The organism is Paraburkholderia sp. HC6.4b, from assembly GCF_014200875.1.
Lineage (GTDB): Bacteria > Pseudomonadota > Gammaproteobacteria > Burkholderiales > Burkholderiaceae > Paraburkholderia > Paraburkholderia tuberum.
The window spans coordinates 19706-41185 of record NZ_JACHDC010000023.1 but is presented as its reverse complement, the minus strand read 5'-3'; the positions used below and the strand labels follow the sequence as shown (position 1 = coordinate 41185).

Annotated in this window: 35 protein-coding genes; 2 read left to right on the top strand and 33 right to left on the bottom strand. The window is 59.7% G+C overall.

Features of this window, described 5'->3' with window-relative positions; translation table 11 throughout:
* Nucleotides 1-94: 94 nt before the first annotated feature.
* On the bottom strand, nucleotides 95-748 hold the full coding sequence (locus HDG34_RS30545) for a cytochrome c (protein ID WP_184036008.1): 654 nt from the start codon (nucleotides 746-748) through the stop codon (nucleotides 95-97).
* A gap of 220 nt (nucleotides 749-968) precedes the next feature.
* On the opposite strand from HDG34_RS30545, the gene yihA reads away from it, so the two are divergent.
* Both yihA and hemB read left to right on the top strand, forming a co-directional pair.
* Nucleotides 969-1631: a ribosome biogenesis GTP-binding protein YihA/YsxC gene (yihA, locus tag HDG34_RS30540; protein WP_018420165.1), complete on the top strand. Its 663-nt coding sequence runs from the start codon at nucleotides 969-971 to the stop codon at nucleotides 1629-1631.
* Nucleotides 1632-1909: 278 nt separating this feature from the next.
* Nucleotides 1910-2908, top strand: a complete 999-nt coding sequence (hemB, locus tag HDG34_RS30535; protein WP_184065475.1) for a porphobilinogen synthase — start codon at nucleotides 1910-1912, stop codon at nucleotides 2906-2908.
* A 123-nt stretch (nucleotides 2909-3031) separates the two neighbouring features.
* On the opposite strand, the gene dsbD is transcribed toward hemB, so the two are convergent.
* From dsbD to tuf, 32 genes are all read right to left on the bottom strand, one after another.
* Nucleotides 3032-4912: a protein-disulfide reductase DsbD gene (dsbD, locus tag HDG34_RS30530; RefSeq protein WP_184065471.1), complete on the bottom strand. Its 1881-nt coding sequence runs from the start codon at nucleotides 4910-4912 to the stop codon at nucleotides 3032-3034.
* Complete coding sequence (gene cutA / locus HDG34_RS30525) at nucleotides 4905-5237, bottom strand: divalent-cation tolerance protein CutA (RefSeq protein WP_409259630.1); 333 nt, start codon at nucleotides 5235-5237, stop codon at nucleotides 4905-4907. The genes dsbD and cutA overlap by 8 nt, the downstream gene beginning before the upstream one ends.
* 189 nt (nucleotides 5238-5426) lie before the next feature.
* On the bottom strand, nucleotides 5427-5819 hold the full coding sequence (gene rplQ / locus HDG34_RS30520; protein WP_013090750.1) for a 50S ribosomal protein L17: 393 nt from the start codon (nucleotides 5817-5819) through the stop codon (nucleotides 5427-5429).
* Nucleotides 5820-6011: 192 nt separating this feature from the next.
* On the bottom strand, nucleotides 6012-6989 hold the full coding sequence (locus tag HDG34_RS30515; protein WP_007730697.1) for a DNA-directed RNA polymerase subunit alpha: 978 nt from the start codon (nucleotides 6987-6989) through the stop codon (nucleotides 6012-6014).
* A gap of 124 nt (nucleotides 6990-7113) precedes the next feature.
* Nucleotides 7114-7737, bottom strand: a complete 624-nt coding sequence (gene rpsD / locus HDG34_RS30510; protein WP_013090752.1) for a 30S ribosomal protein S4 — start codon at nucleotides 7735-7737, stop codon at nucleotides 7114-7116.
* A gap of 147 nt (nucleotides 7738-7884) precedes the next feature.
* Nucleotides 7885-8289 carry a 30S ribosomal protein S11 gene (rpsK, locus tag HDG34_RS30505; protein WP_006052224.1) on the bottom strand — a complete coding sequence of 135 codons (405 nt, stop codon included), beginning with the start codon at nucleotides 8287-8289 and terminating at the stop codon, nucleotides 7885-7887.
* Nucleotides 8290-8317: 28 nt separating this feature from the next.
* Nucleotides 8318-8683 carry a 30S ribosomal protein S13 gene (gene rpsM / locus HDG34_RS30500; protein WP_013589830.1) on the bottom strand — a complete coding sequence of 122 codons (366 nt, stop codon included), beginning with the start codon at nucleotides 8681-8683 and terminating at the stop codon, nucleotides 8318-8320.
* A gap of 41 nt (nucleotides 8684-8724) precedes the next feature.
* A complete protein-coding gene (rpmJ, locus tag HDG34_RS30495; RefSeq protein ID WP_004199844.1) occupies nucleotides 8725-8841 on the bottom strand; it encodes a 50S ribosomal protein L36 in 117 nt (38 codons plus the stop codon).
* Nucleotides 8842-8861: 20 nt separating this feature from the next.
* On the bottom strand, nucleotides 8862-9080 hold the full coding sequence (gene infA / locus HDG34_RS30490) for a translation initiation factor IF-1 (protein WP_004521905.1): 219 nt from the start codon (nucleotides 9078-9080) through the stop codon (nucleotides 8862-8864).
* 8 nt (nucleotides 9081-9088) lie between these two features.
* Entirely contained in the window at nucleotides 9089-10435 is a 1347-nt protein-coding gene (secY, locus tag HDG34_RS30485) for a preprotein translocase subunit SecY (protein ID WP_090802158.1), read from the bottom strand.
* Nucleotides 10436-10481: 46 nt separating this feature from the next.
* Nucleotides 10482-10916, bottom strand: coding sequence for a 50S ribosomal protein L15 (rplO, locus tag HDG34_RS30480; protein WP_075303261.1), 435 nt, complete (start codon nucleotides 10914-10916; stop codon nucleotides 10482-10484).
* A 29-nt stretch (nucleotides 10917-10945) separates the two neighbouring features.
* The gene (gene rpmD / locus HDG34_RS30475; protein WP_008923335.1) at nucleotides 10946-11128 is read right to left on the bottom strand and encodes a 50S ribosomal protein L30; all 183 of its coding nucleotides are present in this window, start codon (nucleotides 11126-11128) and stop codon (nucleotides 10946-10948) included.
* An 11-nt stretch (nucleotides 11129-11139) separates the two neighbouring features.
* Nucleotides 11140-11658: a 30S ribosomal protein S5 gene (gene rpsE / locus HDG34_RS30470; protein WP_184065468.1), complete on the bottom strand. Its 519-nt coding sequence runs from the start codon at nucleotides 11656-11658 to the stop codon at nucleotides 11140-11142.
* Between the two features lie 14 nt (nucleotides 11659-11672).
* The gene (gene rplR, locus HDG34_RS30465) at nucleotides 11673-12038 is read right to left on the bottom strand and encodes a 50S ribosomal protein L18 (RefSeq protein ID WP_134169729.1); all 366 of its coding nucleotides are present in this window, start codon (nucleotides 12036-12038) and stop codon (nucleotides 11673-11675) included.
* 12 nt (nucleotides 12039-12050) lie between these two features.
* Complete coding sequence (rplF, locus tag HDG34_RS30460) at nucleotides 12051-12581, bottom strand: 50S ribosomal protein L6 (protein WP_018420154.1); 531 nt, start codon at nucleotides 12579-12581, stop codon at nucleotides 12051-12053.
* A gap of 18 nt (nucleotides 12582-12599) precedes the next feature.
* Nucleotides 12600-12995, bottom strand: coding sequence for a 30S ribosomal protein S8 (rpsH, locus tag HDG34_RS30455; protein ID WP_006052216.1), 396 nt, complete (start codon nucleotides 12993-12995; stop codon nucleotides 12600-12602).
* A gap of 14 nt (nucleotides 12996-13009) precedes the next feature.
* Nucleotides 13010-13315 carry a 30S ribosomal protein S14 gene (rpsN, locus tag HDG34_RS30450; RefSeq protein ID WP_090802162.1) on the bottom strand — a complete coding sequence of 102 codons (306 nt, stop codon included), beginning with the start codon at nucleotides 13313-13315 and terminating at the stop codon, nucleotides 13010-13012.
* A gap of 7 nt (nucleotides 13316-13322) precedes the next feature.
* Entirely contained in the window at nucleotides 13323-13862 is a 540-nt protein-coding gene (gene rplE / locus HDG34_RS30445) for a 50S ribosomal protein L5 (RefSeq protein ID WP_090802163.1), read from the bottom strand.
* A gap of 16 nt (nucleotides 13863-13878) precedes the next feature.
* The gene (rplX, locus tag HDG34_RS30440) at nucleotides 13879-14187 is read right to left on the bottom strand and encodes a 50S ribosomal protein L24 (RefSeq protein ID WP_184035555.1); all 309 of its coding nucleotides are present in this window, start codon (nucleotides 14185-14187) and stop codon (nucleotides 13879-13881) included.
* 9 nt (nucleotides 14188-14196) lie between these two features.
* Nucleotides 14197-14565 (bottom strand): 50S ribosomal protein L14, encoded by a 369-nt coding sequence (gene rplN, locus HDG34_RS30435; protein ID WP_006998478.1) that lies wholly within the window; start codon nucleotides 14563-14565, stop codon nucleotides 14197-14199.
* 290 nt (nucleotides 14566-14855) lie between these two features.
* Nucleotides 14856-15128, bottom strand: a complete 273-nt coding sequence (gene rpsQ, locus HDG34_RS30430) for a 30S ribosomal protein S17 (RefSeq protein ID WP_007180129.1) — start codon at nucleotides 15126-15128, stop codon at nucleotides 14856-14858.
* Nucleotides 15125-15319, bottom strand: a complete 195-nt coding sequence (gene rpmC / locus HDG34_RS30425; RefSeq protein WP_007180130.1) for a 50S ribosomal protein L29 — start codon at nucleotides 15317-15319, stop codon at nucleotides 15125-15127. The genes rpsQ and rpmC overlap by 4 nt, the downstream gene beginning before the upstream one ends.
* Nucleotides 15320-15329: 10 nt before the next feature.
* Nucleotides 15330-15746 (bottom strand): 50S ribosomal protein L16, encoded by a 417-nt coding sequence (gene rplP / locus HDG34_RS30420; RefSeq protein WP_008923342.1) that lies wholly within the window; start codon nucleotides 15744-15746, stop codon nucleotides 15330-15332.
* A 2-nt stretch (nucleotides 15747-15748) separates the two neighbouring features.
* Complete coding sequence (gene rpsC / locus HDG34_RS30415) at nucleotides 15749-16555, bottom strand: 30S ribosomal protein S3 (protein WP_012434570.1); 807 nt, start codon at nucleotides 16553-16555, stop codon at nucleotides 15749-15751.
* An 11-nt stretch (nucleotides 16556-16566) separates the two neighbouring features.
* Nucleotides 16567-16896 carry a 50S ribosomal protein L22 gene (gene rplV, locus HDG34_RS30410; protein WP_004199272.1) on the bottom strand — a complete coding sequence of 110 codons (330 nt, stop codon included), beginning with the start codon at nucleotides 16894-16896 and terminating at the stop codon, nucleotides 16567-16569.
* A 12-nt stretch (nucleotides 16897-16908) separates the two neighbouring features.
* Nucleotides 16909-17184 carry a 30S ribosomal protein S19 gene (gene rpsS, locus HDG34_RS30405; RefSeq protein WP_006998484.1) on the bottom strand — a complete coding sequence of 92 codons (276 nt, stop codon included), beginning with the start codon at nucleotides 17182-17184 and terminating at the stop codon, nucleotides 16909-16911.
* A 10-nt stretch (nucleotides 17185-17194) separates the two neighbouring features.
* A complete protein-coding gene (rplB, locus tag HDG34_RS30400; RefSeq protein ID WP_184065465.1) occupies nucleotides 17195-18022 on the bottom strand; it encodes a 50S ribosomal protein L2 in 828 nt (275 codons plus the stop codon).
* A 2-nt stretch (nucleotides 18023-18024) separates the two neighbouring features.
* Nucleotides 18025-18339 carry a 50S ribosomal protein L23 gene (rplW, locus tag HDG34_RS30395; RefSeq protein WP_008923345.1) on the bottom strand — a complete coding sequence of 105 codons (315 nt, stop codon included), beginning with the start codon at nucleotides 18337-18339 and terminating at the stop codon, nucleotides 18025-18027.
* On the bottom strand, nucleotides 18336-18956 hold the full coding sequence (gene rplD / locus HDG34_RS30390; RefSeq protein ID WP_090802165.1) for a 50S ribosomal protein L4: 621 nt from the start codon (nucleotides 18954-18956) through the stop codon (nucleotides 18336-18338). The genes rplW and rplD overlap by 4 nt, the downstream gene beginning before the upstream one ends.
* Nucleotides 18956-19615 carry a 50S ribosomal protein L3 gene (gene rplC / locus HDG34_RS30385; protein WP_090805499.1) on the bottom strand — a complete coding sequence of 220 codons (660 nt, stop codon included), beginning with the start codon at nucleotides 19613-19615 and terminating at the stop codon, nucleotides 18956-18958. Before rplC ends, rplD begins: the two co-directional genes overlap by 1 nt.
* 201 nt (nucleotides 19616-19816) lie before the next feature.
* Nucleotides 19817-20128 (bottom strand): 30S ribosomal protein S10, encoded by a 312-nt coding sequence (gene rpsJ / locus HDG34_RS30380; RefSeq protein ID WP_006998489.1) that lies wholly within the window; start codon nucleotides 20126-20128, stop codon nucleotides 19817-19819.
* Between the two features lie 127 nt (nucleotides 20129-20255).
* Nucleotides 20256-21446 carry an elongation factor Tu gene (gene tuf / locus HDG34_RS30375; RefSeq protein WP_090802167.1) on the bottom strand — a complete coding sequence of 397 codons (1191 nt, stop codon included), beginning with the start codon at nucleotides 21444-21446 and terminating at the stop codon, nucleotides 20256-20258.
* Between the last annotated feature and the right edge of the window lie 34 nt (nucleotides 21447-21480).

Genomic DNA, 21480 nt, shown 5'->3' with positions numbered 1-21480 from the left:
AAGGGTGAAGGGCTGTCGTAGCGACGACACCCTCACCCTTTTCTTGTTTTTCACCGGCCTCGCCGGGCCGGTTGGATTTGCGCGGACGAAGCGCTTAATGCAGGCCCGCGATGTAGTCGGCAACCGCTTTGATTTCGTTGTCCGACAGACGCGATGCTATCGCATGCATCGCGTCGTTGTTATTACGAGCGCCCGGACCTTGCGTGAACGCGGTCAATTGCGTCACCGAGTACTCGGCCCACTGCCCCGACAGGCGTGGATACTGGATCGGAATGCCCTGCCCCGTGGGCCCGTGACAGGCCGCGCAGGCCGGCACCCCGCGGTCGGCAATCCCACCGCGATAGATCTGCTGCCCCACCGCGACGGTCTTCTTGTTGTGCGCATAGCCTGGCTTTGGCGTCTGCGTCGAGAAGTAAGCCGCGACGTTGATCATGTCCTGATCGGAAAGCGCGGCGGCCATGCCCGCCATGATCGCATTGTTGCGCGCGGCCTGTTTGGCGCCCGGCTGCGCCTTGAAATCTCTGAGCTGCTTGACGAGGTACTCAGGATGCTGGCCCGCCAGTTTCGGGTATGCGCCGCCGGCACTGTTGCCGTCTGCGCCGTGACATGACGCGCATACCTGTACCGCGATTGCCTGCCCCCGATTGATGTCCGGCTTTGCCGGATCTGCTGCTCGTGCCTGAATTGCCAAACCTGAAAGACCTGCCGTTACATGAAGCACCATCAGAGTCTTGCACAGTCGATTCATTCGCACACCCTGTCTCGTCTTGTGGGATTTTAGATGTTCTGCAAAGTACGACGACGGCGACCGAGTGACCGCCAGGAGCCGCCAAGGCACGTGGGGCGGCCTCCTAAGGTTTTCAGTAAACCATCGTATTGTACAATAACTCGCTAATCGCTTAGACGCCAGTCGGGCTTGACCCCGTTCCCGCTGCGGGCTCCGCAGCTTCTCCAATCTGGCTTCCACCATGCCCTTCCTGCTCCACGAATCCCGCTTCTATACCACCGTCAATCATCTGCGCGACCTGCCGGCCACCGCGCAGCCCGAGATCGCTTTCGCGGGACGCTCGAACGCGGGCAAATCGACCGCGATCAACGTGCTCTGCAATCAGAAGCGACTTGCATTCGCAAGTAAGACGCCTGGCCGCACGCAGCACATCAATTATTTTTCGGTTGGCAAGGCGGATGAGCCGACCGCCTATCTGGTCGACCTGCCGGGCTACGGTTATGCGGAAGTGCCGGGTGCGGCGAAGGCGCACTGGGAAGCGCTGCTGTCCACGTATCTGCAATCGCGCTCGCAACTGCGCGGCATGATCCTCATGATGGATTCGCGCCGCCCTCTGACGGATCTCGATCGGCGCATGATCGAGTGGTTCGCGCCGACCGGCAAGCCGATCCACACGCTGCTCACCAAATGCGACAAATTGACGCGTCAGGAAAGCACGAACGCGTTGCGCACCGCGCAGAAGGGGCTGGCCGAATATCGGGCTGCGGGCTATCGCGGCGAACTCACCGCGCAACTGTTTTCGGCGCTCAAGCGAACGGGGCTCGATGAAGCGCATGAGCTGATCGAGAGCTGGCTGATCCCGGAGGCAGCGGGCGAAACAGGCGAAACGCCGGCCGCGGGCTGAACGCATATCAATGCAGGAATCCCGCGGCACGCGTGATATGCCTGTAAAACCCGCGTCAGAGCGCGTTTGCGGCCGCGCATAAAAAAACCCGCCGCTTGAACGGCGGGTCAAACAGCCTAATCGAAAAACGACAGGCACCCGCTCAGGGAGGAGAAGCGGGGAGGTCAGCGCTAGGCGCCTTGCTCGATCGGTATGATATACCATTGTCTCGAAAAGTTTCCGGGAGCGGAGCCAGGTGCTATTTGTCCACTCCACCTATCCACGATCTTCGATTCGATATGAGCTTCTACCCGCACTACCGTCCGCGCCGCATGCGCCGTGACGACTTCTCGCGTCGCATGATGCGCGAAAACATCCTCACGACCAACGATCTGATTTACCCCGTATTCATCGTCGAGGGAACCAACGTGCGGCAAGCCGTGCCGTCGATGCCGGGCGTCGAGCGCGTGTCGGTCGATCTGCTGATGGGCGTCGCCGGGCAGTGCGTCGAACTGGGCGTGCCGGTGTTGTCTCTGTTTCCCGCGATCGAGCCCTCGCTGAAGACACCCGAAGGCCGTGAAGCGGCCAACCCGGCGGGCCTGATCCCACGCGCGGTGCGTGAGCTGAAGAAGAATTTTCCGGAGCTCGGCGTGCTCACCGACGTGGCGCTCGATCCGTATACGAGCCATGGTCAGGACGGCGTGCTCGACGAAGCCGGCTACGTGATCAACGACGAAACCGTCGAGATCCTCGTCGAGCAGGCTCGTGCGCAGGCGGAAGCCGGCGTCGACATCGTCGCGCCGTCGGACATGATGGACGGACGCATTGGTGCGATCCGCGAAATGCTCGAGAGCGAGGACCACATCCACACGCGCATCATGGCGTACGCGGCGAAGTACGCTTCGGCGTTCTACGGCCCGTTCCGCGATGCCGTCGGTTCCGCGACGAACCTCGGCAAGAGCAACAAGATGACCTACCAGATGGACCCGGCAAATTCCAACGAGGCGCTGCGCGAAGTGCAGGCCGACATCAACGAAGGCGCGGACATGGTGATGGTCAAGCCGGGCATGCCGTATCTGGACATCGTGCGTCGCGTGAAGGACGAGTTCCAGTTCCCCACCTACGTGTACCAGGTAAGCGGCGAATACGCCATGCTGAAGGCCGCCGCGCAGAATGGCTGGCTCGATCACGACAAGGTGATGATGGAATCGCTGCTCGCGTTCAAGCGTGCAGGCGCGGACGGCGTGCTGACGTATTTCGCGCTGGATGCCGCGAAGATCCTGCGTTCGCAGAAGTAAACCAGGCGCGGTTTAGCGCGCGGCCGTCGAGAAAAAAACGGAGGCGAACCTTACGGTTTCGCCTCCGTTTTTTTGTGCTGCCGTTTGCGAAGCGGCGGTCTTGCTACGCCCCGCGGCCTTCGATTACACCCCCGATGCACTCGCCCGATCCAGTGTGCGCAGGAATTTATCCGCCGATTCGTAGCCGACCTCCCGCAACACTTCCTTGCCACCCTGATCGAAAAAAATAATCCCCGGCGGCCCGAACAGATTGAAGCGCTTGAGCAGCGCCTGGTCGTCGGTATTGTTCGCAGTGACGTCGGCGCGCAGCAGATTCATCTGCTTCAGCTTCGCCTGAACGCGCGGGTCGCTGAAGGTGAATTTCTCCATCTCCTTGCAGCTCACGCACCAGTCCGCGTAAAAATCGAGCATGGCTGGCTGCGCCGCCGTTTTGACGGCCTGGTCGAGCTGATCCGATGAACGTACCGGCGCGAACGTCAATTCGCTTTGCGGCGCCGTTGCGGCCGCGCTGGAGCCATCCTTCGCGATGCTCGCCTGATTGCCGACGCGAGCCGCGAGCACCGCCAGCGGTCGCAGCGGATCCAACGATCCCGCCGCGAGGCCAACTAGAAGCGCGGCTGCCCAAACCGCCATCACGACGCCGACCGCCCGCCCAAGCCGGTGCCATATCGAGGCGCCTGCAACCGACTTGGAAAACAGGCCGAGCGCAACCGCGGCGATCAGCAGCCAGAGGGCGCTCAACAGCATCGACGCCGCCCCGCCGAGCACCGGCCAAACAATCCACAGCGCCGCGGCCAGCAGAACGACGCCAAAGAACACTTTTACGCTGTCCATCCACTTGCCCGCGCGCGGCAGCAGTGTACCCGCGCCGAGGCCAATGATCAGCAGCGGCAGCCCGAGCCCGATGCCCATCGAGAACAGCGCCGCGCCACCGAGCACGGCGTTGCCGGTATGCGCAATGAACGCGAGCACCGCAAAAAGCGGCGCGGTCATGCAGGCGCCGACCACCAGCGCCGACAGCGCGCCCATCACGGCGACCGCGGTAAATTTGCCACCCGAGCGTCCCGCTGACCCGCTCGACATGCGATCGCGCCAGCGCGGCGGCAGTTCGAGATCCACACCGGCGATCAGCAGCAGCGCGAAAATCGTCAGAAGCCCGCCGAACGCGCCGAGCACCCACGGGTTCTGCAGCCATGCGCCGAGACTCTGCCCGACGAGTGCCGCCACGACACCCAGCACCGTGTACACGAGCGCCATCCCGACTACATACGCGAGCGACAGCGCGAAGCCACGCCTGCGCGTGACGCGCGCTCCCTCACCGATGATGATCGCCGACAGAATCGGAATCATCGGATACGAGCACGGCAGCAAGCTCAGAATGGCGCCGGCAACGAAATAAAGCCCGACGATCGCAAAAAAACCGCCACGCTGCAGCAGCGACTGCGCGTAATCGGCGCTGGTGGCGCGTTCGTACCAAGGTTCGTCGTCAGCGGCGGCCGATTGTTGCGCGCTTGGGGTCGCCGCCCTGCTGCCAGCCAGCTGCAGCGCCTCGCTGCTCACGTGGTACACGCGCTCCATCGGGGGGTAGCAGATGCCCGCGTCGGCGCAGCCCTGCGACGTCACCGCAAGATCGAACGGTCCGGCAGCCTGCTTGACCGGAATACGAATCGTCAGCTCGTTGCGATACGTCTCGACATTCTTGTTGAATGTCTGATCGAACTTCACATGACCGCCTGGCAGTTCAGGCTCGCCAAGCGTCGCCGTGCCGTTGCGGGTCGCGAACGCGAAGCGCTCGCGGTACATGTAGTAGCCGTCCGCAATCTTGTAGGTGACGACGACTTGGCCGGGGGCCTCGGTCGCGCTGAACCGGAACGCGACGGACGGGTCGAGGAAGTCGTCCGCGGCGCGCGCGAGCGTGGCGACTTGCGCGAGGAACACCCAGCCGAGCAGAAAGAATGCGGTGCGCAGCGCAGCGCGCGCGCGCCGGTCGAGACCGTTAAACATGAACAGGGCGTTGGGTTTCAGCAGTGATCCACTGCCCGTAGGCGGCGGAGGCCGTCGCTTGCCATGAGAGGATTTCCGGCGTGCCGTAGGGATGGTGAGCCTGAATGTATTGCTCCAGTTCGAGCGCGCGAGCGGCGCTGGTCTTGAACAGCAGCTGGATTTCCTGCGCGGTTTCGATCGCGCCCTGCCAGTGATAGCTCGACTGCACGCTGCGTAGCTGGGTGACGCACGCGCAAAGGCGAGCGGCGAGCGCGTCGGCTGCGAGCTTTTGAGCGCCGGCCGCATCCGGCACCGTTGTCAGCACCAAGGTCACATTCACACTCACACCAAGCTCCGGCGGCGCAGGATTTCGATCCCGATATCGTATCACCTGGCCCTGTCGCCCTGCAGGGCGCCACGCGGTGCGGCCGCGACATTTGGTCACTGCGAAGCGGCTTTCGCTATCAATGAAAAATCCGCCGCAGAAAACAAAAAAGCCAGGCGATGCGCCTGGCTTTTTGTCGAAGCAGAAAGCTTACTCAGCTTCTTGCACTTCCGTTTCTTCGACTTCCGGACGGTCGAGCAGTTCGACCAGTGCCATCGGCGCATTGTCACCGACGCGGAAGCCGAACTTCAGCACGCGCAGGTAGCCGCCCGGACGGTTTGCGTAGCGCGGGCCGAGCACGTCGAACAGCTTCGTGACCGAGTCACGATCGCGCAGGCGGTTGAACGCCAGACGACGGTTTGCGAGCGACGGCTTCTTGCCGAGCGTGATCAGCGGCTCGACGACTTTACGAAGTTCCTTGGCCTTCGGCAGCGTGGTCTTGATGACTTCGTGCTCGATCAGCGAGTTGGACATGTTACGGAGCATTGCCAAACGGTGGCTGCTCGTGCGGTTCAGTTTCCGCAGACCATGACGGTGACGCATGTTAATTCCTTCAGTTCAAAGTTTTGGTCCAGCTCTTCTATCGCACTCGTTCTGCAGCATCGACTACAAACAGTGAGCGCACGGGCCGGTAGTGACAAAAGACAAGACGCGGATTTTAAAGGAAAATCCGCGCCTTTGCCAGTACAGTACAGCGGTGCAATTCGCGGGTCCACACCCGACCGAGTTGTCCGCTTACTTGTCGAGACCAGCCGGCGGCCAGTTTTCGAGCTTCATGCCGAGCGTCAGCCCACGCGATGCCAGAACTTCCTTGATCTCGTTCAGCGACTTGCGACCCAGATTCGGAGTCTTGAGCAGTTCGTTCTCGGTACGCTGGATCAGGTCGCCGATGTAGTAGATGTTCTCGGCCTTCAGGCAGTTCGCGGAACGAACCGTCAGTTCGAGATCGTCGACCGGACGCAGCAGGATCGGATCGATCTGCGGTGCGCGCGACGGCGCTTCCGCCGCTGCTTCGGTACCTTCCAGCGCCGCGAACACCGACAACTGATCGACCAGAATGCGCGCCGATTGTCGGATCGCTTCTTCCGGCGAAATCACACCGTTGGTCTCGATGTTCATCACGAGCTTGTCGAGGTCGGTGCGCTGCTCGACGCGAGCGCTTTCGACCGCGTAGCTCACGCGACGAACCGGCGAAAACGAGGCGTCCAGCACGATCCGGCCGATGATCTTGGCCGACTCTTCACCGTAACGACGCACATTGCCCGGCACATAGCCGCGGCCCTTTTCGACCTTGATCTGCACGTCGAGCTTGCCGCCCTTCGACAGATGCGCAATCACGTGATCGGGATTGATGACTTCGCAATCGTGTGCGAGTTCGATATCGCCGGCCGTGACCACGCCTTCGCCTTCCTTCCGCAGCGTAACCGTCACTTCGTCACGATTATGCAGCTTGAAGACGACGCCCTTCAGGTTCAACAACAGGTTGACCACATCCTCTTGCACACCGTCGAGCGTCGAATACTCGTGCACGACGCCTGCAATCGTCACCTCGGTCGGGGCATAGCCCACCATCGACGACAACAGCACGCGCCGAAGCGCGTTGCCCAAGGTGTGGCCATAACCGCGTTCAAACGGCTCCATGACCACTTTCGCGTGGCTTTCGCCAAGCGATTCAACTGCAATAATCTTGGGCTTCAACAAACTGGTTTGCATAGGTTTTCCTTTTCAATACCCTCGGCTCGTTACACCGATAAGGCTGACCGGTAACAACCTGAAAATAAACAGCCGAGACGCCCCCTTGCGCAACGCAATCAGGGCGCCCCGGCCGTCAATCCGATTACCGCGAATACAATTCGACGATCAGGCTTTCGTTGATGTCGCCAGCGATGTCGCTGCGTTCCGGCTTCTGCTTGAAGGTACCTTCGAACTTCTTCGCGTCGACCGCGACCCAGCTCGGCATGCCGCCTTGCTCAGCGAGCGACAGCGCCTCAATGATGCGAGCCTGCTTGCGCTTCTGTTCGCGCACGGCGACGACGTCCCCAGCCTTCACCTGCATCGACGGGATGTTCGTTACGACGCCGTTCACCGTGATTGCCTTGTGGCCAACGAGCTGACGTGCTTCAGCGCGCGTCGAGCCAAAGCCCATGCGATACACGACGTTGTCCAGACGCGATTCGAGCAGTTGCAGCAGGTTCTCACCCGTGTTGCCCTTCAGGCGGTCTGCTTCAGCGAAGTAGCGACGGAACTGGCGCTCGAGGACACCGTAGATACGCTTTACTTTTTGCTTCTCGCGCAGCTGAGTGCCATAGTCGGACGTACGTGCGCCCGAGGTACGGCCGTGCTGGCCGGGCTTGCTGTCAAGCTTGCACTTGTCAGCGAGCGAACGGCGCGCGCTCTTCAGGAAGAGGTCAGTGCCTTCCCGGCGGGACAGCTTGGCCTTGGGGCCGATATAACGTGCCACGTTGATTCCTTCTGTGATTTATCACGCGAATGCTTCCACTCGCGCTAGTCCGAACCCTTTGAGTCGAACGGTGGGCTTAGTCAATTCAATAACACGCGCAGCCCGCCACCGCGCAAGGCGGGAACAGGCGCTCGAAATACCAGCGTCTTAGATACGACGACGCTTCGGCGGACGGCAGCCGTTATGCGGGACCGGCGTCACGTCGGAGATCGCGGTGATCTTGATGCCAAGACCATGCAGCGCGCGCACCGCCGATTCCCGGCCAGGACCGGGGCCCTTGATCCGCACTTCGAGGTTCTTCACGCCGTATTCCATCGCCACGCGGCCAGCTGATTCAGCTGCGACCTGAGCTGCAAACGGAGTCGACTTACGCGAACCCTTGAAGCCCTGACCGCCCGACGTTGCCCAGGCAAGCGCGTTGCCTTGACGGTCGGTGATCGTGATGATGGTGTTGTTGAACGACGCGTGAACGTGAACCACGCCCTCGGCGACGTTCTTCTTGACCTTCTTGCGAACGCGTTGCGCCGCGGAGTTGTTCGAAGCCTTAGCCATTACGTTTTCCTGTAACTGTCAGTTCCGCTTACTTCTTCAGCGATTGCGCTGCACGACGCGGACCCTTGCGCGTACGGGCATTCGTACGCGTACGCTGGCCGCGCAGGGGCAGACCCTTACGATGCCGCACGCCACGATAGCAGCCGAGATCCATCAGGCGCTTGATGTTCATCGTCGTTTCACGGCGCAGATCGCCTTCAACGATGAACTTGCCGACTTCTTCACGCAGCTTTTCGAGGTCTGCGTCAGTCAGGTCTTTGACCTTCTTCGAAAATGCCACACCAGCAGCGACGCAAATGTCGCGCGAGCGCGTGCGACCGACACCGTAAATAGCCGTCAGGCCGATTTCAGTATGCTGGTGATTCGGGATGTTAACCCCTGCGATACGAGCCATTGTTTTTCCTCAAACAAAAAGCGCAAGCAAAAGCGCGGCGTTCAGCCTTGACGCTGTTTGTGGCGCGGATCAGAACTGCAAATCACGCGCACAACGCCTTTGCGCTTGATAATCTTGCAATTGCGGCAAATGCGCTTAACCGATGCCATCACTTTCATGATATTACCCTTTTTTCAAATCACTTCGCCCGGAACACGATCCGCGCACGCGACAGATCGTAAGGCGTCAATTCAACCGTCACCTTGTCGCCCGGCAAGATCCGGATGTAGTGCATCCGCATTTTGCCGGATATGTGTCCCAACACGACATGGCCGTTTTCCAGCTTCACCCTGAAGGTAGCATTAGGCAGGTTCTCGATTACTTCGCCCTGCATCTGGATAACATCGTCTTTGGCCATAAGTCCTTTCAACGCATCGGGACGCCGCCGCCTTTGAAATTAGCTTTCTTCAGCAGCGATTCATACTGTTGCGACATAACGTACGACTGCACCTGCGCCATGAAATCCATTGTGACGACGACAATGATCAGCAGCGACGTTCCACCAAAATAAAACGGCACGTTCCAGCGTAGCACCAGAAATTCAGGCAGCAGGCAAACGAACACGATGTAGATCGCACCGGCAAGCGTCAAACGCGTGAGGATGCGGTCGATATATCGCGCCGTCTGATCGCCCGGGCGGATACCTGGGACGAAAGCGCCGCTCTTTTTCAGGTTGTCGGCCGTTTCCCTGCTGTTAAACACCAGTGCAGTGTAAAAGAAGCAGAAGAAGACGATCGCCAACGCGTACAGCAACACGTACACCGGTTGACCGGGCTTCAGGGCTTCGGCAACGTTGTGCAACGTGTCTGCGAACCAGCTGGTACGCGAACCCGAACTGAACCAGTTCAGGATAGTTGCCGGGAAGAGAATGATCGACGATGCGAAGATCGGTGGAATCACGCCCGACATATTCAGCTTCAGCGGCAAATGCGAAGACTGGCCGCCGTAAATCTTGTTGCCCACCTGCCGCTTCGCATAATTCACAAGTATCTTGCGCTGGCCGCGTTCGATGAACACCACCACATAGGTCACAGCAGCAATCAGCGCGACGACGATAATCGCCGAGATGATGCTCATCGAGCCGGTTCGCACCAGTTCAAAGAGACCACCGATTGCGTTCGGGAAACCCGCCGCAATACCGCCGAATATGATGATCGAGATACCGTTGCCAAGCCCGCGCTCCGTGATCTGCTCACCCAGCCACATCAGGAACATCGTGCCGGTCACCAGCGTCACAACCGTCGTCAAGCGGAATACCATCCCCGGATCGATCACGAGGCCCGGCTGATTTTCCAGAGCGACGGCAATACCGAACGCCTGGAACGTCGCCAGCACAACCGTGAAGATCCGCGTGTACTGCGTAATCTTTCGCTGACCTGCCTGCCCTTCCTTTTTCAGCGCTTCGAGCTGCGGCGAAACAATCGCCAGCAACTGCATGATGATCGACGCCGAAATGTACGGCATGATCCCCAGCGCGAAAATCGTGAACCGCGAAAGTGCGCCACCCGAGAACATGTTAAACATGCCAAGGATGCCGCCCGACTGGCTTTGGAACAGTTTCGCCAGTTGGTCCGGGTCGATACCCGGCACCGGAATATGCGCGCCGATACGGTAGACGACTAGCGCCAGCAGCAGGAACACTGCTCGCCGGCGCAAATCGCCAAACTTCGCCGCGCTGCGACCGGGTTTTGCGAGACTCGGGCTGTTAGCCAAGTACCTTCTCCGATGCAAGTGCTAGTGACGGCAATTAACTCGCGCGTTACTCGGCAAAAGAGCCACCGGCTGCCTCGATAGCAGCACGTGCGCCCTTCGTCGCACCCAGACCTTTCACAACGACCTTGCGCTTGAGCTCGCCCGTTGCAATGATCTTGGCGCTACGGATCAGCTCGCCGACGAGGCCGGCTTGCTTGAGAGCCAGCAGATCGATTTCGTCGACCGGCAGCTTCTCCAGATCCGAAAGACGTACTTCACCGACGAATTCCTTCGTCAGCGAGGTGAAGCCACGCTTCGGCAGGCGACGTTGCAGCGGCATTTGACCGCCTTCAAAGCCAACCTTGTGAAAGCCGCCCGAACGCGACTTCTGACCCTTGTGACCACGGCCAGCGGTCTTGCCGAGGCCGGAGCCGATGCCGCGACCAACGCGGCGCTTTGCGTGCTTCGCGCCTTCGGCCGGCTTCAGGTTATTCAATTCCATTATCAACTCCTTGAGTCCTGGTCAGCCGCTTAGCTGATGACCTTAACGAGGTACGAAACCTTGTTGATCATGCCGCGCACAGCCGGCGTATCCTGCAACTCGCTAACCGAGTTGAGTCGGCGCAGGCCCAGGCCACGCACCGTTGCACGGTGCGATTCACGGGTGCCGATCAGGCTCTTGACGAGCTGGACCTTGACAGTTTTATCAGACATGGTGTCCACCTTTAGCCCAGAATTTCTTCGACGGACTTGCCACGCTTCGCAGCGATGTCGGCCGGCGTGGACTGCTTGCGCAGACCATCGAGCGTCGCACGAACGAGGTTGTACGGGTTCGTCGAGCCGTGGCTCTTGGCCACAACGTTCTGCACGCCCATCACGTCGAACACGGCGCGCATCGGGCCGCCTGCGATCACGCCGGTACCGTCCTTCGCCGGAGCGAGGAGGACCATCGATGCGCCGTGCTTACCGTGCACTTCGTGTTGCAAGGTACCGTTCTTCAACGGCACCTTGAACATGTTGCGGCGAGCCTGTTCCATCGCCTTCTGGACAGCGACCGGCACTTCCTTCGCCTTGCCCTTGCCCATACCGACGCGGCCATCACCGTCGCCAACCACGGTCAGTGCAGCGAAGCCGAGAATACGGCCACCCTTCACGACTTTGGTCACGCGGTTAACCGCGATCATTTTTTCACGAAGGCCGTCGTCGCGTTCGTCAGCCTGAACTTTAGCTTGCATCTTTGCCATGACGAATTCTTCCCTTAGAACTTGAGTCCGGCTTCGCGCGCCGCGTCAGCCAGCGCTTTCACGCGGCCGTGGTAACGGAAACCCGAACGGTCGAAGGCGACGGATTCGATGCCGACAGCCTTAGCCTTTTCTGCAATGCGCTTGCCGATCAGGGTTGCAGCAGCAACGTTGCCGCCCTTTCCCGATTGATCGGCCAGTTGCGCACGCACTTCGGCTTCGAGCGTCGACGCGCTAGCGAGCACCTTGGTGCCGCACGGCGAGAACACTTGCGCATAGATGTGCGTGTTCGTGCGATGCACGGCGAGACGCGCGACCTGCAGCTCAGCGATCTTGATACGCGTCTGACGAGCGCGGCGCAGGCGAGATTGAGTCTTATCCATGATTGCGCACCCTTACTTCTTCTTCGTTTCTTTGAGGATCACAACCTCATCGGCGTAACGCACGCCCTTGCCCTTGTAGGGCTCCGGCGGGCGGTAGCCGCGCACTTCTGCAGCGACTTGACCGACTTGTTGCTTGTTGATCCCCTTGATCACGATTTCGGTTTGCGACGGGGTTTCTGCCTTGACGCCAGCCGGCATCTGGTGCACCACCGGGTGCGAGAAACCCAGCGACAGGTTCAGCTTGTCGCCTTGCGCTTGTGCGCGGTAACCGACGCCGACCAGCGTCAGCTTGCGCTCGAAACCCTTCGTCACGCCGTGCACCATGTTCGCAACCAGCGCGCGCATCGTGCCCGACATCGCATTCGCCTCGCGACTTTCATCGACCGGCTCGAACTTCAGCGTGCCGCTGTCGTTCACTACCTTCACGAGGCTGTTGGCAGCCTGCGAAATCGTACCCAGCGGACCCTTGACAGTAATGCTGTCGGCGCTCAGGGCCACTTCCGCGCCTTGCAGCGCGATTGGGCTCTTACCTACTCGAGACATGTTTCTCTCCTTTCGGCCTTAAGCGACATAGCAGATGACTTCGCCGCCAACGCCCGTTGCACGTGCCTTGCGGTCCGTCATCACGCCCTTCGGCGTCGACACGATTGCCACGCCCAAGCCATTCATGACCACGGGGATGTCGTTACGGCCGCGGTACACACGCAGACCAGGCTTCGAGACGCGTTCAATGCGCTCGATGACCGGACGGCCAGCGTAATACTTCAACACGATGTTCAATTCCGACTTCGCACCTTCGGACTTCACTGCGAAATCGTCGATATAACCTTCGTCCTTCAGGACCTGCGCAATCGCAACCTTGACTTTCGACGAGGGCATAGTCACCGAAACCTTCTCGACCATCTGCGCATTGCGGATGCGAGTCAGCATATCGGCGATAGGATCACTCATGCTCATTTATGTTTCTCCTATTACCAGCTCGCCTTGGTCAGGCCAGGGATCTCGCCGCGGAACGCGATTTCGCGAATCTTGTTACGCGCCAGCCCGAATTTACGGAACGTGCCGCGCGGACGACCGGTAATTGCGCAACGGTTGCGCTTACGGGTCGGGTTAGAGTTTCGCGGCAGTTGCTGCAGTTCCAGGCGTGCTGCGTAATGCTCTTCTTCCGACTTGCTCGTATCGCCAATGATTGCCTTCAATGCTGCACGCTTGGGAGCGTACTTGGCGGCGAGGCGAGCACGCTTCTTTTCACGTTCGATCAGTGCCAGTTTAGCCACGGTAACCTCAGTTTCTGAACGGGAACTTGAAGCTGGCGAGCAGAGCCTTTGCTTCGTCGTCAGTCTTCGCAGTCGTCGTGATGCTGATGTTCAGCCCACGCAGTGCGTCGATCTTGTCGTAGTCGATTTCGGGGAAAATGATCTGCTCTTTCACACCGACGTTGTAGTTGCCGCGACCATCGAACGCCTTGCCCGACACGCCACGGAAGTCGCGCACACGGGGGAGCGCAACCGTCACGAAACGGTCCAGGAATTCGTACATTGCCTGGCCACGCAGCGTGACCATTGCACCGATCGGATAGCCCTGACGGATCTTGAAGCCAGCGATTGCCTTGCGTGCCTTCGTGATCACCGGCTTCTGGCCCGCGATCTTCGTCAGATCGCCAACGGCGTTTTCGATGATCTTCTTGTCAGCAACGGCTTCGCCAAGGCCCATGTTCAGGGTGATCTTGGTGATGCGCGGCACTTCCATCACGGACTTGTAACCGAACTTCTCGATGAGGCCGGGTACAACCTTCTCTTTGTAAAACTCTTGCAAACGAGCCATTTTTTACTCCGCAGCGTCAGGCGCTCAGTACGGCACCGGTCGTCTTCAGGAAACGGACCTTCTTGCCCCCTTCGACCTTGATGCCTACACGCGATGGCTTGCCATTCGCGTCCACCAATGCGACGTTCGAAATTTGCAGCGGCATCGTCTTGGCTTCCACGCCGCCCGTCGTACCCTTCATCGGGTTCGGCTTGACGTGCTTCTTGACGAGGTTGATGCCCTCGACAGTCACGGTCTCGCCGTGAACGGCCAGCACCACGCCACGCTTGCCCTTATCTTTGCCGGTGATGACGATAACTTCGTCACTCTTGCGAATCTTGTTCATCGCGACTCCTTACAGCACTTCAGGCGCCAGCGAAACGATCTTCATGAATCGTTCGCTACGCAACTCGCGCGTGACAGGCCCAAAAATACGGGTACCGATCGGTTCGAGCTTGGTGTTGAGCAACACAGCCGCGTTGCCGTCGAACTTGATCAGCGAGCCGTCCTGACGACGCACGCCCTTGGCGGTGCGAACCACCACGGCGTTGTAGATTTCGCCTTTCTTCACGCGCCCGCGCGGCGTTGCCTCTTTGACAGTCACCTTGATGATGTCGCCAATGCTGGCATAACGACGCTTCGAGCCGCCGAGCACCTTGATGCACATGACTTCACGTGCACCCGTGTTGTCGGCCACTTCAAGCCGAGTTTCGGTCTGGATCATGGTTTATCTTTCCCAACTTAATCCGGTCACGCCACCATGGCGCTTCCCGGTCAGTCTTGGTCCCGTCAGCCGATCGGCTGCTTGGGTTAGAACAGCAGCGACGGCAAACGAAACCCGCCATCGCAATCCGGTGAATCCTTCGGTCTGGGCTGGCGCCCGAACCGCTTCCCCCACCAACTTCGCCCGCGACGGGGCTCCCACAAAGAGGGAAGACCGAAATTATATCAAATAATCTCGGTCTTGCAAGCGAAACTTACTGCGATTTCAACTACTTCTACAGCTTTGCGACATTAGATGACGCGAGCAGCCTCGACCAGGCGAGCCACAACCCAAGCCTTCGTCTTCGAAATCGGACGAGTTTCCTGGATTTCAACGAGGTCACCCTCGTTGTAGGTGTTCGCGTCGTCATGCGCGTGGTACTTCTTCGACCGCACGACGTACTTGCCGTAGATCGGGTGCTTCACGCGGTGCTCGACCAGCACGGTAACCGTCTTGTCCATCTTGTTGCTGACGACCTTGCCGACCAGCGTCCGCTTGAGCGAGGTTTTTACGCTATCGTTCATTTCTGGTTCGCCTTCTCAGTCAGGACGGTCCGCACACGCGCGATGTCGCGACGGACCTTCTTCAGCTGGCTCGTGTTCGTGAGCTGCTGGGTCGCGAGTTGCATGCGCAGGCCGAATTGCGCCTTCAACAGGTCCGACAGCTCCTTGTTGAGCGCGGCCTGATCTTTCTGGTGAAGTTCGGAAGCCTTCATCATTTGCTCCTTAGGCGCCGAGCTGACGCACGATAAACGTCGTCTTCAGCGGCAGCTTCGCTGCAGCCAGACGGAACGCTTCGCGCGCCAGTTCTTCGGTTACGCCGTCCATTTCGTACAGCATCTTGCCCGGTTGAATCTCAGCGACGTAGTACTCCGGGTTACCCTTACCGTTACCCATACGCACTTCCGCCGGCTTGGTCGAGATCGGCTTGTCCGGGAAGATCCGGATCCAGATGCGGCCACCGCGCTTGATGTGACGCGTCATTGCACGACGCGCCGCTTCAATCTGGCGCGCGGTCAGACGGCCACGACCGACAGCCTTCAGGCCGAACTCACCGAACGACACCGCGTTGCCGCGGGTAGCAACGCCGGTGTTACGACCTTTCTGCTCTTTGCGATACTTTCTGCGTTTCGGTTGCAGCATCGTTATTCTCCAGTCTTCCCGTCGCCGCCGGCACCGCCAGCACGTCGGGGAGCGCCACGGCGTGCACCTGCCGGGCCACCACCTTCGCCATCACGACGCGGACGGCGATCGCCACCCGGACGTGCATTGCGGCGCGGACGCTTTTCTTCGGCGACTTCTTCGACCACCGGTGCGTCGTTGCGGCCGAGCGTGTCGCCCTTGTAGACCCACACCTTCACGCCGATGATGCCGTACGTCGTCTTTGCTTCCGACGTTGCGTAGTCGATATCCGCACGCAGCGTATGAAGCGGCACGCGACCTTCGCGATACCATTCCGTACGGGCGATTTCGATACCGTTCAGACGGCCAGCGCTCATGATCTTGATGCCTTGAGCACCCAGACGCATCGCGTTCTGCATCGCACGCTTCATCGCGCGGCGGAACATGATCCGGCGCTCGAGCTGTTGCGTGATCGAATCAGCGATCAGTTGCGCGTCCGTTTCCGGCTTGCGGATTTCTTCGATGTTGACGTGAACCGGAACGCCCATGCGCTTTTGCAGCTCGGACTTCAGCAGTTCGATGTCTTCACCCTTCTTGCCGATCACGACACCCGGACGCGAGCTGAAAATCGTGATACGCGCGTTCTTTGCAGGACGCTCGATCACAACGCGGCCGACGGACGCGTTCTTCAGCTTCTTCTTCAGGTATTCACGAACACCGATGTCTTCCTGCAACATCGCCGCGAAATTGTTGTTGTTCGCGTACCAACGCGAAGCCCAATTGCGGCTGACGGCCAAACGGAAGCCAGTCGGATGAATTTTCTGTCCCATCGTATGACCCCTTAATTCCCGACCGTCACAGTGATGTGACAGGATTGCTTCTCGATGCGGTTACCGCGGCCTTTAGCGCGCGCGGTGAAACGCTTCAGCGATGCTGCCTTGTCGACGTAGATGCTCTTGATCTTGAGCTCGTCGATATCGGCGCCTTCATTGTGCTCCGCATTCGCGATCGCCGACAGCACGACCTTTTTCACGATCCCCGCAGCCTTCTTCGGCGAGAACGTCAGAACGTTCAGCGCCTTGTCGACCGGCAAACCGCGGATCTGGTCAGCCACAAGGCGCGTTTTCTGCGCCGAGATGCGGGCACCGCGATGAATTGCTTTCACTTCCATCTTGATTGCCCCTTATTTCTTGGCCTTCTTGTCGGCCGCGTGTCCCTTGAACGTACGGGTCAGTGCGAACTCGCCAAGCTTGTGGCCGACCATGTTTTCCGTGACATACACCGGAACGTGTTGACGGCCGTTGTGAACGGCGATCGTCAGGCCGATGAAGTCCGGCAGGATCGTCGAGCGACGCGACCAGGTCTTGATCGGTTTCTTGTCACGCGATGCTGCAGCCGCCTCAACCTTCTTCAGCAAATGGGCGTCGCAGAACGGACCTTTCTTAATAGAACGTGCCATTGCCTACTCCTTAACGCTTGTGACGGCGCTGGACGATCATGCTCGTCGTGCGCTTGTTGCTGCGGGTGCGATAGCCCTTCGTCGGCGTGCCCCACGGGCTCACCGGATCGCGGCCTGCCGCAGTCTTGCCCTCGCCACCACCGTGCGGGTGGTCGACCGGGTTCATTGCAACGCCACGCACCGTCGGGCGGATACCGCGCCAGCGGTTCGCACCAGCCTTACCGATTTGACGGAGGCTATGCTCTTCGTTGCCTACTTCACCGATCGTTGCGCGGCATTCAACGTGAACGCGGCGGATTTCGCCCGAACGCAGACGAACCTGCGCGTAGATGCCTTCGCGAGCCAGCAGCATCGCCGACGTACCCGCCGAACGCGCCATTTGCGCGCCCTTGCCCGGCAGCATTTCGATGCAGTGAATCGTCGTACCGACCGGGATGTTGCGGATCGGCAGCGTGTTACCTGCGCGGATCGGCGCCTCCGAACCCGACATCAGCTGTTGACCGACGGCAATACCCTTCGGAGCGATGATGTAGCGGCGCTCGCCGTCTGCGTACAGAACCAGCGCGATGTTCGCGCTACGGTTCGGGTCGTACTCGAGACGCTCGACCTTTGCGGGAATACCATCCTTCGTGCGACGGAAGTCGACGACACGATAGTGATGCTTGTGACCACCACCCTTGTGACGCGTGGTGATGTGACCGTTGTTGTTACGGCCGGCGGTCGACGACTGCGTGTCGAGCAGCGCTGCGAACGGCTTGCCCTTGTGCAGTTCCTTGTTGACCACCTTGACCATCGCGCGGCGACCCGGCGAAGTCGGCTTAACTTTCACGATTGCCATGATTACTTGGCCTCCGCTTCAAAGTTGATTTCCTGGCCGGGCTTCAGGCAGACGTACGCCTTCTTCACGTCCTTGCGCTTGCCCATGAAGCGACCAAAGCGCTTGGCTTTGCCCTTCGCGACCAGCACGTTGACGGAATCGACTTCCACCTTGAACAGCAGCTCGACTGCAGCTTTCACTTCCTGCTTCGTGGCATCCGGCGCGACTTCGAACACAACCTGTTCGTTCTTGTCGGCCACCAGCGTCGCCTTTTCGGAGACCACCGGCGCGAGCAGGACCTGCATCAAACGATGATCGTTCTTGCGAATCTCGCTCATGACAGCAACTCCTCGATCTGGGCGACCGCAGCCTTCGTGATCAGGATCTTCTTGAAGTAGATCAGCGACAGCGGGTCGGCGTAACGCGGCTCCACAACCGCCACGTGGGCGAGGTTGCGCGACGCGAGGTACAGGTTTTCGTCAACCGTGTCGGTAATCACCAGCACGGAATCGAGACCCATCGCCTTGAATTTTTCGGCCAGCAGCTTCGTCTTCGGCGCTTCGAGCGTCAACTCATCGACCACCGAGATGCGGCCTTCGCGGGCCAGCTGCGAGAAGATCGAGCAGAGACCTGCACGATGCATCTTCTTGTTGACCTTGTGCGAAAAGTTTTCTTCCGGCGAATTCGGGAAAATACGGCCACCGCCGCGCCACAGCGGGCTCGACGACATACCGGCACGGGCGCGGCCCGTACCCTTCTGGCGCCACGGCTTCTTGGTCGTGTGTTTGACCTGCTCACGATCCTTCTGCGCGCGGTTGCCGCTACGGGCATTCGCCTGGTACGCAACCACCACCTGGTGAATCAGGGCTTCGTTGTAGTCGCGGCCGAACACGACGTCCGACGCGCTAACGCCTGCACTTTCCTGACCATTGGCATTCAGGAGCTTAAGTTCCATTATTTCGCTCCTTTCACGGCACGCGTCTTCACGGCCGGCGTAACGAATACCTTGCCACCCTTCGCACCCGGAACGGCGCCCTTGACCAGCAGCAACTTGCGGTCAGCATCGATACGAGCGATTTCGAGGTTTTGCACCGTTACCTTCTCATCACCCATGTGACCGGTCATGCGCTTACCCGGGAAAACACGACCCGGATCCTGCGCCATACCGATCGAGCCCGGCACATTGTGCGAGCGCGAGTTACCGTGTGATGCACGGCCAGACGAGAAGTTATAACGCTTGATGGTACCGGCGTAGCCTTTACCGATCGACACGCCTTGCACGTCGACCTTCTGGCCCACTTCGAACAGCTCGGGACCAACCACGGCGCCGCTCGACAGTTCGGCAGCCTTAGCGGCATCGATCTGGAATTCTTTGAGGATTTCACCGGCTTGAACACCGGCTTTGGCGAGATGACCTGCCAACGGCTTCGTCACGCGGGATGCACGGCGCGTACCGAAGGCAACCTGCACGGCCGTGTAGCCGTCGGTTTCAACAGTCTTGATCTGCGTCACGCGGTTGTCGGACACGTCCAGCACGGTGACGGGAATTGAATCCCCTTCAGCCGTGAAGATACGGGTCATACCAACCTTGCGACCTACGAGTCCAAGGCTCATCGTTTTCTCCATTCCCGACTGCGATTGGTCGGGGCTAATTTACAAAATGCCGGCACCGCTTCGGGCATGAAACCATGCTGCAGGACGCCGACTTTTTTACGCAAATGCGCGAAAAGCTGAACAGTATAGCGAGCCTTTTCGTTTTCCGCAAGCAATCAATGACTTAGCGTTGCCCGGGTGGCCGGGCAAGGGCTGGAAGCCTTACTGCAGCTTGATTTCAACGTCCACGCCAGCCGGGAGATCCAGCTTCATGAGCGCGTCGACGGTCTTGTCCGTCGGGTCAACGATGTCCATCAGACGCTGGTGGGTGCGGATTTCGAGCTGGTCACGCGAGGTCTTGTTGACGTGCGGCGAACGCAGGATATCGAAGCGTTGAATGCGGGTCGGCAGGGGTACGGGACCACGAACAATCGCGCCAGTCCGCTTTGCCGTATCGACGATTTCAGCTGCCGATTGGTCGATCAGGCGATAGTCGAAAGCCTTCAGGCGAATGCGGATTTTCTGGTTCTGCATGACAAATTCCTTGAAAAGAGCGAGGCGATATTGCACCGCCGATTAGAAAAAGAACGTAGGCTCGGACGCTCGCGCAGAGCGAGTGCCCGAGCCCGGGCGCTACAGACTGCTACAGCAATCGTCGATGTTACTCGATGATCTTGGCGACGACACCAGCGCCGACCGTACGGCCACCTTCGCGAATTGCGAAGCGCAGACCTTCTTCCATCGCGATCGGGTTGATCAGTTTCACCGTGATCGACACGTTGTCGCCCGGCATCACCATTTCCTTGTCCTTCGGCAGCTCGATCGAGCCCGTCACGTCCGTCGTACGGAAGTAGAACTGCGGACGGTAGTTGTTGAAGAACGGCGTGTGACGGCCGCCTTCGTCCTTGCTCAGCACGTACACTTCAGCCGTGAAGTGCGTGTGCGGGTTGATCGAACCCGGCTTGGCCAGAACCTGGCCACGCTCCACGTCTTCACGCTTCGTGCCGCGCAGCAGGATACCAACGTTGTCGCCTGCCTGACCCTGGTCGAGCAGCTTGCGGAACATTTCCACGCCCGTGCAGGTCGTCTTGGCCGTTGCGCGGATACCGACGATCTCGATTTCCTCGCCAACCTTGATCACGCCGCGCTCGACGCGACCCGTCACCACCGTGCCGCGACCCGAGATCGAGAACACGTCTTCCACCGGCATNAGGAACGCACCGTCAACCGCGCGCTCCGGCGTCGGGATGTACGTGTCCAGCGCATCGGCCAGGTTCATGATCGCTACCTCGCCCAGCTCGCCCTTGTCGCCTTCCAGCGCCAGCTTGGCCGAACCCTTGATGATCGGCGTCTCATCGCCCGGGAAGTCGTACTTCGACAGAAGTTCGCGAACTTCCATCTCGACGAGTTCCAGCAGCTCGGCGTCGTCCACCATGTCGCACTTGTTCAGGAACACGATGATGTACGGAACGCCAACCTGACGCGCCAGCAGGATGTGCTCACGCGTTTGCGGCATCGGGCCGTCGGCAGCCGAGCACACCAGGATTGCGCCGTCCATCTGCGCCGCGCCCGTGATCATGTTCTTCACGTAGTCTGCGTGGCCCGGGCAGTCGACGTGTGCGTAGTGGCGGTTAGCCGTTTCGTACTCGACGTGCGCGGTGTTGATGGTAATGCCACGCGCCTTTTCTTCCGGCGCCGCGTCGATCTGGTCGTACGCCTTCGCTTCGCCGCCAAACTTCTGCGTCAGGACCGTCGTGATCGCTGCCGTCAGCGTGGTCTTGCCGTGGTCAACGTGACCGATCGTGCCCACGTTCACGTGCGGCTTGGTCCGCTCGAATTTACCTTTAGCCATGTTTCTCTTCTTTCAGAAAGTTAATCGTTGAATG